The 17,867-nt window shown below is 44.6% G+C and carries 11 protein-coding genes and 1 pseudogene; all 12 read left to right on the top strand.

The window, feature by feature from the left end; all coding sequences use genetic code 11:
• The first annotated feature begins 478 nt into the window (after positions 1–478).
• The 12 genes and pseudogenes from QET93_RS01655 (at position 479) to QET93_RS01600 (ending at position 17,568) form a co-directional block, all read left to right on the top strand.
• The gene (locus QET93_RS01655) at positions 479–1,192 is read left to right on the top strand and encodes a hypothetical protein (protein WP_322190062.1); all 714 of its coding nucleotides are present in this window, start codon (positions 479–481) and stop codon (positions 1,190–1,192) included.
• Positions 1,193–1,249: 57 nt separating this feature from the next.
• Positions 1,250–1,936 carry a response regulator transcription factor gene (locus QET93_RS01650; RefSeq protein ID WP_280126155.1) on the top strand — a complete coding sequence of 229 codons (687 nt, stop codon included), beginning with the start codon at positions 1,250–1,252 and terminating at the stop codon, positions 1,934–1,936.
• Between the two features lie 39 nt (positions 1,937–1,975).
• Positions 1,976–3,193, top strand: coding sequence for an ATP-binding protein (locus QET93_RS01645; RefSeq protein WP_280126156.1), 1,218 nt, complete (start codon positions 1,976–1,978; stop codon positions 3,191–3,193).
• Between the two features lie 315 nt (positions 3,194–3,508).
• Complete coding sequence (locus QET93_RS01640; protein ID WP_280133030.1) at positions 3,509–9,367, top strand: RHS repeat-associated core domain-containing protein; 5,859 nt, start codon at positions 3,509–3,511, stop codon at positions 9,365–9,367.
• 488 nt (positions 9,368–9,855) lie between these two features.
• Positions 9,856–10,329 (top strand): hypothetical protein, encoded by a 474-nt coding sequence (locus QET93_RS01635; protein WP_280133029.1) that lies wholly within the window; start codon positions 9,856–9,858, stop codon positions 10,327–10,329.
• A gap of 77 nt (positions 10,330–10,406) precedes the next feature.
• Positions 10,407–11,406, top strand: a pseudogene (locus tag QET93_RS01630) (IS481 family transposase).
• Between the two features lie 180 nt (positions 11,407–11,586).
• Positions 11,587–12,240, top strand: coding sequence for a hypothetical protein (locus QET93_RS01625; RefSeq protein WP_280133028.1), 654 nt, complete (start codon positions 11,587–11,589; stop codon positions 12,238–12,240).
• Positions 12,241–12,420: 180 nt separating this feature from the next.
• Entirely contained in the window at positions 12,421–13,236 is an 816-nt protein-coding gene (locus QET93_RS01620) for an RHS repeat-associated core domain-containing protein (protein WP_280133027.1), read from the top strand.
• Positions 13,237–13,306: 70 nt separating this feature from the next.
• Positions 13,307–13,888 (top strand): hypothetical protein, encoded by a 582-nt coding sequence (locus tag QET93_RS01615; RefSeq protein ID WP_280133026.1) that lies wholly within the window; start codon positions 13,307–13,309, stop codon positions 13,886–13,888.
• An 840-nt stretch (positions 13,889–14,728) separates the two neighbouring features.
• On the top strand, positions 14,729–15,256 hold the full coding sequence (locus tag QET93_RS01610) for an RHS repeat-associated core domain-containing protein (protein ID WP_280133025.1): 528 nt from the start codon (positions 14,729–14,731) through the stop codon (positions 15,254–15,256).
• 14 nt (positions 15,257–15,270) lie between these two features.
• Positions 15,271–15,906, top strand: a complete 636-nt coding sequence (locus QET93_RS01605; RefSeq protein ID WP_280133024.1) for a hypothetical protein — start codon at positions 15,271–15,273, stop codon at positions 15,904–15,906.
• Positions 15,907–16,833: 927 nt separating this feature from the next.
• Positions 16,834–17,568, top strand: coding sequence for a hypothetical protein (locus tag QET93_RS01600; RefSeq protein WP_280133023.1), 735 nt, complete (start codon positions 16,834–16,836; stop codon positions 17,566–17,568).
• The last annotated feature ends 299 nt before the right edge of the window (positions 17,569–17,867 follow it).

The following is a 17,867-nucleotide window of genomic DNA, read 5'->3' as shown; positions in this document are numbered from 1 at the left end:
AAATTTCATCGTCTTATATTGTGTGAATAAAGTGAACAACGGAATTAACTTACAGAGTTGGAATGGATTGTTGCGCTCTCCTTTTGTGAATAACTTAGACCATCAAATTTGTGAGCAACCTGGGATCTCGGTTTCCGACAGGTTATTCACAATGAATTCACAAGATATTTTCGGTGGTATTGAACTCATAGACGCAGAAAATCCTGGGTCACCGCCGTTGGAAATGGTAGAGTCTTCTTTTCATGTGATCAACGACATTTCCATGATACAGGCATGTTTGATATCGGATCCGGGATTGGACGAGTGTTTCTGGATTGAGGAATTCCCGGTTGGAGAGCTGGTATTGGGCGGCATCAAGTTACATATTTGGATGGAAGAAATACTTGCCGAGTATGGTATACAGGTAGTTTCTGTCTCAAGTCCGGATACCCTGCAAATTTCACTGCACTATTTTCCGGGAGAAGAAGTACTGCTTTTGATGGCAGATGCATATTCCCGGGAGGGGAAGGGATTTCGGCCTTTTTTCTGCCGGGATGATGACGGAACTCCCCATCCTGTAGCCTGGGTAGGATCCGTTCCACGGGTTTTCCACGGTCATGAATCACGTGAAATATTCACTGTGAGACGCCTTCGTTATCCTTGGGATCTTCTGTCGTGGAATGACACTATCCTGCAAGGCCTCCAACCCTGCCGGGACAATTGCCTTGTCAGCTCCGGATCTTATCTTTCAGGGATCGTTCGCATGGGGGACGGTTGTGAGATTTTGCCGGGAGTCGTCATGGAAGGTTCCGTCAGTCTCGGTTGCAATTGCCGGATAGGACCGAATTGTTACATTCGCGGGCATGTTTCCATCGGGGATCATTGCCGGATAGGGCAGGGCGTTGAAATCAAAAGCAGCATCATCGGCAGTGGGACAAGTATTCCGCATTTGTCCTATGTCGGGGATTCCGTTATCGGTTCCCGCGTCAATCTGGCGGCCGGAACGATTTGTTCTAACTATCGCCATGATGCGGGCGAACATCTGATGGCCGGTTCCGGAGGGTGCCTCCATCCGACGGGCAGGATCAAACTGGGTGCGGTTATTGGGCACGATGTTAAAACGGGATGCCATACGACCATTTATCCCGGCCGAATCATAGCCCCTGGAAAAACGACTCTCCCGGGAGAAGTCGTCAGTAAGAACCTCATGTGAACATTTTGTCACACAAAAGAGTTCGTTCCATGCGGGTTATGCCGTATCAAGAAACGCATGGAACGCATTCTCATCGTCGAAGATGACCTGGATATCGCGGAACTCGTTGAAATCAACCTCGTCCGTAAAGGTTACGATGTTGTCAAGGCTCACGACGGGATGGAAGGGCTGGACGTAGCGCTTAAAACCGCTCCCGACCTGATTATTCTGGATGTGATGATGCCGAAGAAAGACGGCTTCTCCCTTTACAAGGATTTGCGGCGCGACCCGCGCACATCTTCCGTCCCTGTCCTTTTTCTGACAGCTCGTGCACAACTGGACGACAAAATTTCCGGACTGGAACTCGGAGCTGACGATTATGTAACCAAACCCTTCAGCCCGAAGGAACTGGTGTTACGCATCCAGGCTATCCTGAAAAGAAACCAGGTCAAACCCGGTGAAGTCCGCGTTACTTGTGGCCCGCTTTCATTTGACAAAAATTCTTTCAAATTCTATCTCGCGGGCGAACCGGTCGATCTGACGGGGACGGAATTCAAACTCCTTCTCTACTTGACGGAGCGCGCCGGAAAGACTCAGGATCGCAATGACCTCCTCCGTTCTGTTTGGGGCTACAGCGACGAAGTCCATAGCCGTACGCTCGATACCCACATGAAGCGTCTCCGCCAAAAACTCGAAGGATATGCCGATATGATTGAAACTGTCCGCGGAGTAGGGTACCGTCTCGTGGAACCTTCCGATTCCTGATACGGAAAACACCCCGCCCAATTTCTTTTTTCCAAGACAGTGGCTCCCTTGGACATTACCCTGATTTCCCTGCTTACCCTTGCCGTTGGCGCTTGGGCCTATCGCGAGGGTATCTTTTCCATGCAGATGAAACTGCAGCGGAAGAAGTATGCCGACCTGGAAAAATCGTCCGCCCGTTCCAAGGAACATTTTGTTTCCGACCGGCAAGCCGTTCTAGAAGCCATGGGTGACGCATTTCTCGTAGCTGACAGGCACGGACGGGTTTTGATCGCCAACAGAGCGGCAAGCGTACTTTTGGGTGAATCGGGCCGTGTCGGAGGCAATGTCTTCCTTTCTCCCGAGCACGAAACACTCCACCAGTTCTACCGGGAAATCTTTCGCAACTGCGATCCCGTCAGTCAGAAAATTACCGTTTCGATCGGAGAAGGGCAGGGCGGTTCCGGTTCGGAGAAGGTTCTTCAGGTCGTCTCCACTCCCTTGCAGGAAGATCTCAACCAGATCGGTATCCTTTTTCACGATATTACCGAGGAACACAGGACGATGACTGTTCGCCGGGACTTTGTGGCCAATGCCTCCCACGAGTTGAGGACTCCCCTGACGATCATCCACGGCTATTTGGAAAACCTTCTTGAGGACGACGATATCGCCGCCGATGCCGCCATGCGCAAACGCATTCTGGGCATGATGCAAAGACACTGCAAGCGTATCATCCGGATTGTGGAAGACATGCTCATGATTTCCAAACTGGAAAATTCGGAGAACCTTCTCAAACGTACTCTCTTTGACCTCGGCACCTGCGTAGAGGATGTCATTGGCCGTTTGGAGACAATGGCTCATGAAAAACAAGCTACCATCCGCGTCGAACTGGATCGCACTCCTTTCATGATCTATGGTGACATGTTCTATTGGACGCAAATCCTCTTCAACCTCATTGAAAACGCCATCAAGCAAAACCTGGAGCCTGGCCTGACCGTTACCGTCAAGGCGGGCGTCCGGGACGGCAAAACGGTCATCAGCGTCTCGGACAATGGCATCGGGATTCCCGTTTCCCATCTGCCTTACATTTTCAATCGTTTTTACCGGGTGGAAACGGCGCATTCCCAGCAGATCAAAGGTACCGGACTTGGCCTTTCGATTGTTCGCCGGGCTGTGGAAGCCCATCAGGGGACGATTGACGTAGCCAGCATTCCCGGTGTGGAAACCTGCTTCACGATCGTGCTCCCTCAATTGCCCGCTCCCTCTCCTTCCGCTTCCTGACGAAGAAGGATTTTTCGGTTTTACCGGCCGTCTGCCGGATCCCGGATGTTTCATTCCGGGATTTTTTGCGTCTGTTTTTCATTCCTTCTTTCGGCCCGGTTGCCGGCTGGAATGCGGGCACGTATACCCCTGTAACTTGAATTGCCGGAGCTGTTGGCATTCCGATGAGTGTTCGCGTTCGTTTATTTGATGGCGTACTAAATTGATGAAGAATATGTTGGCATGTATTCCCCTTGACCGTCGATAAATTGATTTTCTGGAATTTCCGGGATATTTATTTCATGGACGGCCGAAAAAACAAGCCGTTTTTGAAATATGATCAATAAGCAGAATAAAAACAATGGCATGGAAGATGGCATGTCTTCCATGGATGCTCATTCCTCTTCCTGGATGCCGGGAGACCAATTTGATGCTCCTCTGTCCAGAGCGCGTTTTAACGGAAACTTCGCTCAGCAAAACCAGTTTGAGGATTATTTGGATAGCGGAAGCGATTCGAGCGATTCCGGCACTTCCAGTTACTCGGACTGGTTTGAGTTCGGCAGCGGCTCGGGGGATTCCAGTGATTCGAGCGATTCAAGCTATGGCGGCGATTATTGGGACGATTCTTCGTCTTCCAGCGATTCCCTCGAAAGCAGCAGCGCACACTCCTCTTCATCGGAATCTACCGACTCGACGAGTTGTTCCCCGCCTGAAGAAGGGTGCTGCAACCCCGAGTGCTGTGACGGAGACGACGGCGATACCGAGGACTCAATTCCCATCGAAGGAGCCGGAGAAGACCCCGGAGGCTGCGATGGCGAAGGCCAGATTGCCGCGAACCCCGATGCGCCTCTTCCCGATCAGAATTCTCCGGCCCCGCAAGCTTTCCCTGTTTCCGGAAACCGTGCCCGTGCCCGCTCGGCAACGGCTTCTTCTCTGTATCCTCTGCTCCTGCGCTACAGCCACCCGATGGAATGGAGGGCTTTCTACAAGGACGGTGACGTCCGGATCAGGAAACCCTCCGGCAAGGAACTTTATTTCCAGCATGTCATCGGGACGTCGAAGGCGAAACGTTCCGGTACGACCAGAAGCACCACGTCTCTTGTCCGCCTGCTCAATGACGACGGAACGGACTGCGTTAGCAAAAGCCCGGGCTTGATCTGCCTGGCCGTGGGCAACGGTTCCGAACTGACCTTTTCCGTAAAAACCGGGCTCTTGGTAAGCATGCGCTCCCGGGCCGGAGTTGTCACGACAATGGAAGAATTCAAAAAACGCCTCAAAATTGAACATTACGGCCCGGATGGAGCCATTACATCCGTCTGGACGGCGCGGGGCGGCCTTGTCACGGTGGAATATCTTACCACCGGTCTTAAAATCAGGAAATATGCCCGTTCCCAGGTGTACGAAGCCCTGGGTAGCTGGCACACGGAAGGTGAACCGTACCGCACATGGGATATCCGTCGCTTCAAAGACGGCGGAGAAACTGTGACGGAAACCCGCTCCCGTTACCGCAACCTGCCTGAACAGGTTCGCCAGAAACGCACCGCTGGAGATGACATCGTCATCATCACCGGTGAAGGCAGTGAAAGAATTTATGAATCCACCGTCCGCAGACCTATGGGAGGCAACCTCTGGGAACGGCTCAAAATGGTACGCCGGGCCGGAGATTCGATCCCTGCAACCAGTTCGCGCGAAATCCTGGAATACACGGATGGAGGCTGGAGAACTCTGAGCCGGACGGAAGGATATGGCTCCGAAGGCGCGATTACGACGGAATACGACTACGACAACTACCGGGTTTCACTTGAAACGACCACCGGAGCCGGCACGACCCGTTATGAATACGACTCCGAAGGCCGGGTGAAGAAAACCGTCTCCCCGTGGGGACGCGGCGGACGGCGGGAAGTGATGACTTCGTATAAAACGGGAGGACGTTTCAATGAAACGCGTCCGTCCGTCGTCCAGGAAGACATCGTGGATGCGAAAGGCAACCGCAAAACGCTCAGTAAAAAAGTCTATTCCTACGCAGACGGCAATCTCGTCCTGCGTACGACCGTGACGGAAACCGCCCTCGGTGTTTCCGGATCCCGTACCACCGTGGAAGAATTCTACGGACCTGAGGCGGAACCTTCCTTCGCTCGCGGCAGAATGAAGATGAGGCGCGGCCCGGACGGTGTGGAAACCTGGTATACTTACGAAGACATGGGGGAAGAACTCCTGGAAGCGGAACCCGATTCTTCCTCGTCGTCCAGTGACTCGTCCGCGTCGGAAAGCGCTTCGAGCGGCTCATCTTCCGAGTCCTCCGCGTCGGAAAGCTCGGCCAGCGAGTCGTCTTCGGAATCCTCCGCGTCGGAAAGTTCTGACAGTGAATCATCATCCGAATCGTCCTCGGAATGCGGAGAACCTTCCTTCCAAGCCGTTTTGAAAGCCGCTGCAGTCTCCTGGCCGGTTCCCGTTCGCGGTGTCCGCTGGATCAAAACGACGGAAATGCGCGTCAACGGCGCTCCCGTCTCCGGCAAGAGTACGCGCACCGTGGAATACATCTCGGGCGACGAAACGATCCGTCGCCGGGAAGAATACGCCCACACCGGCCTGGCCTGGTCCCTCGTCTCCCGTGAACGGTACGAATACGATGAAGAAGGCAGGCTCGTCCGGACGGAACGCGCCGATGGCCGTGTCCGGACGGTGGAATCCATGATGTGCAGCGGCCCGCTGAAGGAAATCGACTTCGACGGTATAACCACGCTTTACAGCTACAATTCGGCACGGCAGCTTACGGAAATGATTCGTTCCGGCACGGAAACAACCCCGGAAACCGTCGTCAGCTACGTCCGCGATGCCCAGGGGCGTGTCCTTGAGGAATGGCGCAGCGTCGGCGCGATGAATACGGTGCGGTATGCCAAGTACGATACCATGGGCCGCATGATCTGGCAGAAGGATGAACTGGGACGCGTTACCTCCTGGTACTATTCCGGAGACGGATCCACAGTGACGAAAACCCTCCCCTCCGGCGGTATCGTCCGGACGGAAACGAATGAAGACGGCTCCGTATACACCGAAGGCGGCACGGGAAGTACGGTCTTGAAATACGAGTATGAACTGACGGCCGGCGGATTGAGGACGACGAAAATGTCGCAGGATCTTGTCGAGATTCCTTCCTCGTCTCTCCCGGAAGATCCCTGGACCCCCATTTCCCGCGACACGGTCAACGGTTTCGGTGAAATCGTCGTCCAGGAAGTGCCCAATACCCTGGGAGGATGGGTTTCTACGGTTAACAGTTACAATTCCAAGGGATTCCTCGTGTCCTTCCGCACCGCCTCCGAAGCGGAAACCAGGGTGGAATACGATGTCTTCGGAATACAAAATAAACAAATTATTGTTTTAAATGAACAAAATCCAGCCAGTACGGTGTCAAACCGTATTAAGGCTATGTCATGGCGTTATGAAAACCGGAGCGGGAGCGTGTACCGCGTCACCGAAGACACCGTCTGGAACGCGGCGGGTGCTCCGTTGACGACGAAGACGGCCTCGCTTGTCTCTTCTCTGGACTTCTTGTCCAGGGATATGGTCGTGACGGATGTGCGCGGCATGGTCTCGCGCCGCTGGACGATGCTGGGAACGGGCCCGGAACGCTTCGAACGGGCACAGTCGCCTTCTTCTTCCATCATCGCGGAAACGCGCATAGTGGACGGTTTTGTGACGCGCTCAAGGGATGCGGCGGGAATTACCGTTATCCAGACTCGCAGCTACCGCCAGAACGGCATCCAGGTGAAAACCACCGATGGGCGCGGCAACACGACCGTCGAGGATCAGAACGTTCTCGGCTGGACGCTGAAAACGACGGATGCGGCAGGCAACGCCACGGAAATCGTCTACGATCTCGGCGCGGGCAAACCCGCCAGCATCGTCGACGCCGCAGGCAAGACCTCGTTCTTCGAATACGACCAGCGCGGCCGTACCGTTGCGGAATACGGCACAGCCTTCCAGCCCGCTCTCTACGAATACGACGAAATGAACCGCATCGCCGGATTGACGACCTACGGCGCACCCGGGGAAACTATTACCGGCAACCCGAAAAACCTTCCGAATGGCCGCAAAACCCTCTGGGGTTATCACTTCGGTTCCGGTCTCCTGACGGTCAAGTACGACCCCATGTTCAACAAGTCGGAAGTCTACGCCTATGATGCGCTCAATCGGCTGGAAACCAAAAATAATCACCAAGCGCAAGGAGCGGTCCGGTACGCCTACGCACCTCTGACGGGGGAACTCGTGGAAGTAACTTACGAAGACGGGACTCCGGGGATCTCTTTCGAGTACAACCTCCTCGGCCAGCCTGTTTCCGTGACGGATGCTTCCGGGACCCGCACCGTGACTTACAACGCCTACGGGAAACAGGAAACGGAAAGCCTGGAGATAGGAGGATGTCATTATATCCTCAAGGAAACGCGCGACGGACTCGGCCGTTCATCGGGCTACAAGCTCACCCGCGACCCCTCGGCCGGTTTCGACGACGTGGACACCTTGCTTGACGTCTACCTGACCTACCGGGCGGACGGCCGTCTGGGAACGGCGGGGGTGCGACTGGGAGAAGGCACGCGGACCTATACCTACAGCTACCTGTCGGGAAGCAACCTGCTCTCGAGCGTATCGCTGCCTTTCGGACTGGAGCGCCGGTATAGCTACGAACCCCGTCGCAACCTGTTGACGGGGATTACCCATAGAACGACGTCGGGAACCGAGCTGGTCTCCCGGACGCAAAGCTACGACGCCGTAGGGCGCCCCGTGGAACGCACGCAGTGGCGCGCCGGGGAAGAAACGCGGTGTGACAGCTTCGGCTACAATGCCCGCAGTGAACTGACGCAGACAAGCCTCGGCAGCCTGGGAAGTTATGGCTACGACTACGACAACAACGGGAACCGCTGCACCTCCACGGATGTCTCCGGTACGACAAATTACCAGCCGAATAGGCTGGACCAGTACACGAGCATCGAACGTCCGGACAAGAGCATGGTGACACCCGAATACGATAACGTAGGCAACCAGCTCAAGGTGGTGACGGAAACAGGGGAATGGTCGCTTGTCTGGAACGCGGAACGCCGTCCCGTGACATGGACGAGCGCCGATGGGAAAACCGTGGTCACCAGTGCTTACGATTCCATGGGGCGCCGCTGCCGCCGCCAGGTGCGTGTCAACGGCACGCTGACGCGGGACGAACGCTACCTGTACCGGGGCTACCTGCGCATCGCCACGCTCGACGCATTGAATGGAGATGCCCTGGTGCATGCGATTCTGTGGGATCCGTCGGAACCGGAGGCCACGCGCCCGCTGGGTCTGACGACGTCCGATGGAACACACTACAGCTATGGTCACGATTTCACGAAAAACGTGACGGAAATGCTCGACGAAACGGGAAGACTCGTGGCAAGCTACGAGTATGACCCCTATGGTCGCACGGTCATCGAAAGCGGTTCTTGTGGCCACGCAAATCCGCTAGGTTTTTCCAGCGAAATAACCGACCGTGAAACAGGTACCATGTACTATAATTACCGAGACTACAACCCCACTGACGGTCGCTGGCTCACCCGCGATCCTATCGGGGAAAATGGAGGACGTAATTTGTACGGGTTTTCTAGAGTAAATCCCATTATGCTTACGGATCAGAGAGGGTTAAATGTTAGTATTCGCAACACAAAAGATGCGTTGGGGTTTCACTGGAAAATTTGCGTAACAAATTGGGAAATTTCAGATTCAGAAACAAATAAAGACACATGTTGCTGTAATAATAAAAAGTATATAAAAAATGTAAAAGAATATTGTATAGGATTTGGTCCTAAAGAAATGTCGAGGATGAAGCCATCGTCTAATCCATCATCAAAAATAACATCACGATTTCCAATTGGAGAAAAAGCAAATCAAACACCTGTTCCACCAGAAATGCAAAATGTTAATAATGAATCTGCAAATGGGGTGATCCATGAGGACAATGAAGCTGATAATTGCACAGGAAATCAACCTGGTCATTTACCTGATATAGAAACAACTTGTCAGGAAGATATAAATATAAAGGTATATTTTATGGGTCAAAATGAACAAACAGCTAATTATATTATAATAGGTGGGAAAAGCAATTGCAGATGGTATGCATATTATGTATATAATTATGTTATCAAAAACATTATAAATCCAATGAGAAGATAAAATATGTACATTACAGAAAAACAAAACATAATTATTGTATTAGTGTAATTTAATAAATTGAAATCAAAGAGTTGTCTTTTAATAGGCAGCTCTTTGATTATGTGAGAGTCTCGTATATACAAAATGTAACATAGAAATGAAGATAAAAAGGCTCAATAGGAGTTTTGAAATCTGATTCAGAAATTAAAGCATGAAATTATAATGTGAAGTCGATGCTGTGCTGTGATGCTGTGAAAACATTGGACAATGTTTATCGCATCTCAGGAGAGGTACTGTATGGGGTGCTGTATGGGGTGCAGTGGATTTACCGACAGCAACATTCGGCAACGAGAATTATAATTTAAAAACGATTTTATAAAAAAGTGACAAAAATTCTTGACAAAAAAGAGAATTTTTGTGACAAGATATGATTGTATTTCAGAGATTATGAATATTTATTGCATCAAAGAGTTGAAGTAATCAGAGAAAAGAATGAATGTTATAAAAATATGGATATATATAAATTTTTATTGCCGATGCTATTTCTATTTAATTCATGTGAATTGTTAACAGATAGAGGATATTATTTTTCAAGAAAGGTTCCCGACGACGTTGTTCCAGCACAAGAAAAATATTTGGAATTTTATGATACATATAAATTTCCACAGACAAAGCAGGCAGAAACAGTTTTTAATAATTGGTGGCAGCATGGTCAAACCATGGGGAAACGGGTTATGCTTCCGTTGGCCTCCGGATTTTTTAAATTAAAAATTAGTCCTGAATTAAGTATTTCATTTAGGAGTGAATATCAAATATTATATCATTACAACGGGAAAAATCCAGATGTTGCGCATGTTAAACATGCGAGATCAACTAATAAATATGATCTGGAATTAATGGATTATATATATGGATTGTACAAAAAAGAAGAATCAAATCCTGGATATCTAATTAAGGTAGAAAGATCAAAATTAATTCCGTGATGAAATTGAAAATTGCAATTCCTATTGTCCGGTTAATCTTTTTGTTGAATGATTAAAAATCTATTAACAAGAAGCAAATGAAAGCAGAAACCAAAATCATGCACCAGCGTCTCGAAGCGCTCAAACTCGCTGAAGAACTCGGTAATGTCAGCCGCGTATGTCGGGAACGCGGCATCTCGACAGTCCAATTCTACGAATACCGCAAACGATTCAGAGAACAAGGCTTTGAAGGGTTGAGAGACCTGCCCCCCCATTCACAACCCCACCCGCAGACGACCGTTCCCGAAGTCGAAAAACGAATCCTGGAACTCGTTGAAGAAAATCCTCAAAAAGGCTGCGGATATATCGAATAACTCCTGAAACTGGAAGGCAAAAACTGCTCGAAGCCAACGATCCAGAAAATCATGGAACGCCATGGACGGGGGAGTCTCTACCAGCGGCTCTTGAAGCAGGAAGCCCAACACCTCATCCAAGGAAAGTAGCTGAGCGAAGAGCAGATCAAATCCATCGAAAAAGCCAACCCCTGCTTCAAGGAAAGGCATGTGGAGAGCAAAGCTCCCGGCTACCTGCTTTGTCAGGACACCCTCTATGCGGGCAAACTCAAGGAAGTGGGAAAAGTCTACATGTAAACAGTCGTCGATACCTATGGTTCCTTTGCATTCGGTTACCTGTACACGGGCAAGCTGCCCGATCATGCGGCACTCATCCTTCATAACGACGTACTCTCCTTCTATGAGAAGCATGGATTGCAGATAGAAGCCATTTTGACAGATAATGGCAGGGAATACTGCGGAAGGCTCACCCATCAGCACTATGAAATCTACCTGGAGCTAAACGGCATAGAGCATCGTAAAACACGCATCGCTACGCCTCAAACCAATGGAAGAGTTTTTCGACATAGCCTTAAGACAGAAACTTTATACCAGCGTGGAAGAACTCCAGAAGGATCTGGACGAATGGCTCAAGTACTACAACTACCAGAGACCTCATCAGGGATATCGCAACATGGGAAGACGTCCGATAGAGACGATCGAAGCCTTCAAAAAATCACAACAAACTATTCGGCAAGAAGATTAACTATGCACAATAAATTAAGAAATATGAGATATTTAAATCTAACATAATATTGTGAATCTGCTTGTAAATATTAGAAATTTAAAAATACCGCATTCAAAATTTAATGGATTCCAACAAGTATAATGTTTTATTTATGTTTGTTGGAATAATTGAAATAAAAACAAACATATAATAAAGGGTATGATAAAAAATCTATTTCGTTACGCAATATTATTTTCGATAATTATCAATAATTTTTCCTGCTCGCAAAATGTTGATATTACAGAAAATGATATTCCAGGTCTATGGTTCAAAGATGATAGTATTCAAAATAAATTTTTCCTGGAGGAATATAACGTAACTAAAGCACTGTATAGCCATGGGCGAGAGGGTTGTTCTGATAGTGTTCAAGGAATTATAGCACGAGCACGAAAACTCGAAAAGGGGATGCCTGAAGAGAAGGTACGATCAATCCTGAAGCCTGTTTTTGTAGGAACTCGTCTTGGGAGGCTTACCTCTAAATCAGATTACAGAGGATATAAACCTTATGTCTATTATTTCAATGACACGGAGTATGATTCATTTTTTCTTGGTGGAATGTCACAAGCTCTCAGAAATTCTGATCGAATAAGAATTAAGATGATTATTCCATTAATTATATCAGATATAGGAGGAAAAAGTGAATATGTATTGTCAGAAATACCAGATGATTTATCTCTGATAGTTGGTATATATCCAGATAAATATGATAGAGATACGTGGATATACTATTATATTGATGTCAAAAATGGACGTCTTAAACCCAAATTCATGGAGCAAGTGCAACACCAAACTGCCAAGAAAAAGCCTCAATAGGAACTCTGAAATTTCATAGGGCAACGCGTAAGCGTGATGGAGGTCTTCTTAAACGCGCACAGCATCAAAAACAACAATCGCAGTGAACTATTGCATGTCTGGCTCGATCTCTCATGCGTTCGCTCGGCCGGCAGCCCCCGATAACAAGCATTGCAACTACGCAACGATTTTACAAAAAATGTGACAGAAATTCTTGACGAAAAAGGGAATTTGATGGCAAGCTACGAGTATGACCCCTATGGCCGCACGATCATCGAAAGCGGTTCTTGTGCCCTTGCGAATCCGCTAGGTTTTTCCAGCGAAATAACCGACCGTGAAACAGGCACCATGTACTACAATTACCGAGACTACAACCCCACCGATGGCCGCTGGCTCACCCGCGACACGATCGGAGAAATTAGTGGTTATAATTTGTACAGATTTGTGAAAAATAGGATTAATATTAACCTTGATTTTATAGGGCTGGAAGAAGATTCGAGAGGTACGGACTATGATGCAGCAGCACCACGTCCAGGGTCAAAAAAATGTATAGGTTTCTTTGAAATAGAATATCCATCTATGGTTGGTGATTTAACACAAGAACAACTGGATCAACTAGATGCTGAAATTAAAAGGATTAATAATATTGTAGATAAAAAATCAAGAAAATGCTATATCGTGTTTTTGAGAAGAGAACCAATTAATACTGAATCTATTAAAGATTTACCATGGCTTGCAGATAGAGCGTTCCTTATGGCTCATACAGGAAAATGTTCTAATGGAGATATTTTGGTTAATTCTGGAGGAAAGGTAATTAGAGTTCCTAATAGAGAGCCGATAGTATATATTATAGGTTGTCATAGGGCTACTGAAGTAAATGGTGGAAAAACAATTCCTATTAGTGGAGCAATGCAAATGTTAATAAATAAATTAAAAGAAATAAAAGGAAAAGATTATTGCCCTTGTGAAGAAAAAATCCTAATTACAGGAGGCAGTAAAGATTCAGGTTATTATTAAATAAAGATGTGTAAAAGCATCATTGTATTTTACAATGATGCTTTTACTATTTTATTAGTTAATTTAAATTATGAAAAGAATAATCAATATTATTTTGTTAATTATCATTTGTTGCTCATGTGATGCGAATTCAATCTATAATACATCCGAGAGGGGAAACGTCAAAGTCACTAAATTCACAGGTGGATTGATATTTTTAAGTTATGAAAACAACAATATATTTAAATTTGTTAGTGATTTTGATTCGTTGTCTCTTCAAAAATTAAAAAAATCAATAGGAAAAAATGTTATTGGCGAATTATATAATTTTTTAAATAAGTATTCGGATATAACATTTAGTGGCAGCAGTGAATCAATACGGAGACAATTTATATTTTTGGGTTCTTTGGCCACAATAAATGAAGGAAATAATATTGAATTTATCAGTTATGCTGTTCATACGCAAACAAATGATAAAAATGAGAGTATAATTTATATGGTTGAAGTAAATAATTTCATAATTCATGTTAGAAATTTTGATGAATTTAGAAACTATTGTACTGAAGATAACAATAATTATTTTTACCAAAAATATGTTCTAAAACAGGCACGAGATGGATTTTATGATTTTATTAGAATAAAAACACCTTTGGAATCAGCTATTGGTATATAAAATATACTCTACAAAATTTGTAATATAATAGATAATTATTTTGTAAATAACAAATTGAATTCTGGGAAATTATAATAATCAATTAAAATTGACTCATAGCTGGTTTAGTAGTAAATTTCGTAGATTTGTTATAATGAGCGAATACAGATTTTCTTTTCAACGATCAAATCGAAATTTATATTATTTAACGTGGAGAAAAATATTAGCCTACTACTCAAGTCTCGGAATTTTTGCTCAGTCGTGTTTTGCGCACAAAGAAAAATCCTTCAATGTCATTGACATGAACTACCCTGCGAACAAACTCATTTCCCCCATGAAGGACTTTGAGATGGCATTTAAATCCATCCTTCATCAATGGATCGTAGAGTAAGGCGTTAGATTAAATAGAAAAACTTAACTTTTCTCTAATAGAAATTGTGAAAAGTGTTCAAATTGTTAATATTACGGATATTAAATACAAAGACATACACACCATGTGCAATTTCTTTCATCTTCTAACAAATTTTTCTGATTCTGCAAGCTTTTCAGTCTTGGGTTTCAAGCTGGGTAAATACGTAAGTCAATTTATTGATTAAATATGGAGCCCGCAAAGATGATATAGATCGATTTGGCTATAGACCCTCAGCAATAAATTAGGGAATATACTAAATTATAAAATAGCAGGGATGCTTTCTTGAGACATCCCTGCTATTGTAGTGTAGTATTATGCAAGTATATTTCAGGGCGCATCATTGGATAAATATAGTTGTCTCTGCCAGGTGCCTACCAACGGAACACTGACGCGGGACGAACACTACCTGTACCGGGGCTACCTGCGCATTGCCGAATGGAGATACTCTGGTGCATGCGATTCTGTGGGATCCGTCGGAACCGGAGGCCAGGCGCCCGCTGGGTCTGACGACGTCCGATGGAACACACTACAGCTATGGTCACGATTTCACGAAAAACGTGACGGAAATGCTCGACGAAACGGGAAGACTCGTGGCAAGCTACGAGTATGACCCCTATGGTCGCACGGTCATCGAAAGCGGTTCTTGTGCCCACGCAAATCCGCTAGGTTTTTCCAGCGAAATAACCGACCGTGAAACAGGTACCATGTACTATAATTACCGAGACTACAATCCTACCGACGGCCGCTGGCTCACCCGAGACCCCATTGGGGAGCAGGGGGGGCGTAATTTGTACAGGTTTGCCGGAAATAATAGTCTGAATAGGTGGAATGTGTATAGTTTGACTCTACCTATCCCGAATCCAGAATATCTGATACCAATGCCAAATGGTGAGTATACTTCACCAGGTACTCCTCTTGCTAGACAGCCTGAGCAATTAATCAAAAGCTATAGATCCATGAGGATCACCAAAATTTAATTTATGATAAATATATGAAAATTATATTATGCTTATCTCTGTTAAGCTTATTATACATAAATGATGATATGGATGGCTGTAAAATACAGGAAAAGAATGAATCCGGCATAGAAGCTCAAAATGAATTATGCCATCAATATTCTTCTATAGTTCGGGAAATTGATTCCTCAAATGATCGTAATGAATGGGATTTAAACAAAGCTAAAATATTTCTTGGAGATATGATTCGCTGGATTGGCTATTATAGAAAGATAGAATTAACTCCTGAAGGGTTTTATATCCCGGAATCGGATTTACAACTTGAAGCTTGGGGAAAAGAGGGGGAATATAGATACAATTGTTACTATAAAGGCACTTTTATTGTATCAATTGATACGCTAAAGCAATATCCCATAGATTCGATTTTGATTCGCAAATCTATGGGATCGCCGGCAGAAAAATACGCGATTTCTGAAGTAGAAAGAGTGGTAGGACATAGATTGCCTGTGGTGTATGGGTATAACTCGTTTCCGGTCTATGAGACTAAAAATGCTTTACATGGTGAATCTTTTACCATCCCTATATTCTGTCCTTTCCATACACAAAAAGAAACTAATTTTACATATGATATATTGATTTTATATTTTCCTATACTATGCTTGGATATATGAATTTCCAAGATGGTTCGTTTTATATTTTATTCCTTTCCCGGAATTTATAAGTAAAACCCCATTGGATAAATATATAAAATATGAAAGAAGTGTATAAAATTAGTTCATTGGTTTTCATATGCTTAAGTAAAAAATATAATATAAAATAGAGCCGTGATAAATTTTGGGCATCTATAATAAATATGATCAAAAATATCGCGATTCTTGCATAAAGAGGAAAAATTAAATGAATATTGCGATGATGGCAAAAATATAAAAAGACAATTAAATAAATTCATGGATGGCCTATGTGGATCACGTTGATATAGAATCAAAAAATATGCTGCTCCAGTTATATAGTATTGTATGAATTTTATTGGTATCGGAGATAAAATAAAAGAACATGAATTATCAGATCATGAATACAAATACTATGAAGTATGTCCTCCAAGTAATTTCAGAATTCATCCTGCCTATAAAGTTTCATTTGCACTATTTATAATTGATGAGAAATATATAGATATGTTGATAAGATGCTAATAAAGAAAATTAGGATGCAATTTTTTAAGTATCACCGTTCTCCTCATAGTACATCCCGGATTCATTAAGTACGTGCAACACCGAAGTGAAGAGCAAGAGTGGTAATTCCACTGAGAAACGTCTATGACTTTGGAGCTGGCAAACCTACCAGTATCATAATGACGTGACCAAGTGCGCCCCAACGGAACACTAACGCGGGACGAACGCTACCTATGCATCGCCGCCCTGCTGCATGTGATCCTGTACGTCCGTTACGATTTTATGAAAAAACATGACGGAAATGCTCGACGAAACGAGCATACTCGTGGCAAGCTACTATGGTCGTACGGTTATTAGTCGATTGTGCAGTAAGAACATCAAAGGGTAGTATTTCTTTGAGAATTTACAATCCGAGGGATAATTCAGAGCATGACTACAAAAATATATAAATCGATAGTTCTATTATTCACTATAATTCATATTGCTAGTGCAGATGATTCACTTAGGAATGATATTATAAATGTAGCTAAAATAAATACTAGAAATATAGTCTATGACATGGATAGAATTGATGATGGATTTAGGGCATATATACCATATAAAAATTCTCCTGATGATTCGGCATACGTAATAAAAGATTTATATGAATTGATACCGGAATATGAAACTTTGTTTTTAAGGGCTAACCCAGGGGAATTTCATTATGAATTCCTCACAACAAACAAAGAATATATCCGGTTGATAATTATGAATCGGAAAAAAGAATATGAGTTAGATGATTTCCATAAAGATCCATTCAATGATTATCCTATAAGAGATTTATATAAAATAGATGAATATAAAATAAAAGTTCCGGAATATTTGACAAATGAAATCAAAAAAAAGATGTTATTATTCAAAAACAATAAAATATCAGGAGAATATATTAATGAATTAAGAATTAAACACATATATGAAATGATGAGTTACGCGATAGATGAAAATTTTTTCTATGGGCTTGATTCAAATATATTTGGATTTTCATTCAATGATATTTTAATAATAAAAAATACGCCTGTACATCAAATAATATTGTTATACGATTCGATATACAAATTCATGACATCAGTAAATTTAAATAATAAAAATAAATTTATAGAAGAAATTAGTAATAATCTCAAATAATAAATAGATATTGTGTGATTATTTATAGATTTTCTTTGATGTCTGAGAAAATAAGAAATATATAATTATGGCATATCTCATTTTAAGTAAGTATTACAGCTAAAATGATGGAGAAAATTGGATAATTCGCACTCCTTTGAGACGACAAATAGGATGAGTGTCATAAAAGTATAAATAAACAATATAATGTACGATTATCCGAAAATATACTAAATTATAAAATAGCAGGGATGCTTTCTTAAGACATCCCTGCTATTGTAGTGTAGTACTATGCAAGTATATTTCAGGGCGCATCATTG

Source organism: Akkermansia sp. N21116, assembly GCF_029854705.2.
GTDB lineage: Bacteria > Verrucomicrobiota > Verrucomicrobiia > Verrucomicrobiales > Akkermansiaceae > Akkermansia.
Note: the sequence above shows the minus strand (reverse complement) of the source record. Positions and strands in the feature narration are given on the sequence as shown.

Excerpts from the sequence above, each read along its gene's own strand:
- QET93_RS01655 (WP_322190062.1), top strand. The coding sequence starts at position 479 with ATGGCAGATGCATATTCCCGGGAGGGGAAGGGATTTCGGCCTTTTTTC.
- QET93_RS01650 (WP_280126155.1), top strand. The coding sequence starts at position 1,250 with ATGGAACGCATTCTCATCGTCGAAGATGACCTGGATATCGCGGAACTC.
- QET93_RS01640 (WP_280133030.1), top strand. The coding sequence starts at position 3,509 with ATGATCAATAAGCAGAATAAAAACAATGGCATGGAAGATGGCATGTCT.
- QET93_RS01635 (WP_280133029.1), top strand. The coding sequence starts at position 9,856 with ATGGATATATATAAATTTTTATTGCCGATGCTATTTCTATTTAATTCA.
- QET93_RS01625 (WP_280133028.1), top strand. The coding sequence starts at position 11,587 with ATGATAAAAAATCTATTTCGTTACGCAATATTATTTTCGATAATTATC.
- QET93_RS01615 (WP_280133026.1), top strand. The coding sequence starts at position 13,307 with ATGAAAAGAATAATCAATATTATTTTGTTAATTATCATTTGTTGCTCA.
- QET93_RS01605 (WP_280133024.1), top strand. The coding sequence starts at position 15,271 with ATGAAAATTATATTATGCTTATCTCTGTTAAGCTTATTATACATAAAT.
- QET93_RS01600 (WP_280133023.1), top strand. The coding sequence starts at position 16,834 with ATGACTACAAAAATATATAAATCGATAGTTCTATTATTCACTATAATT.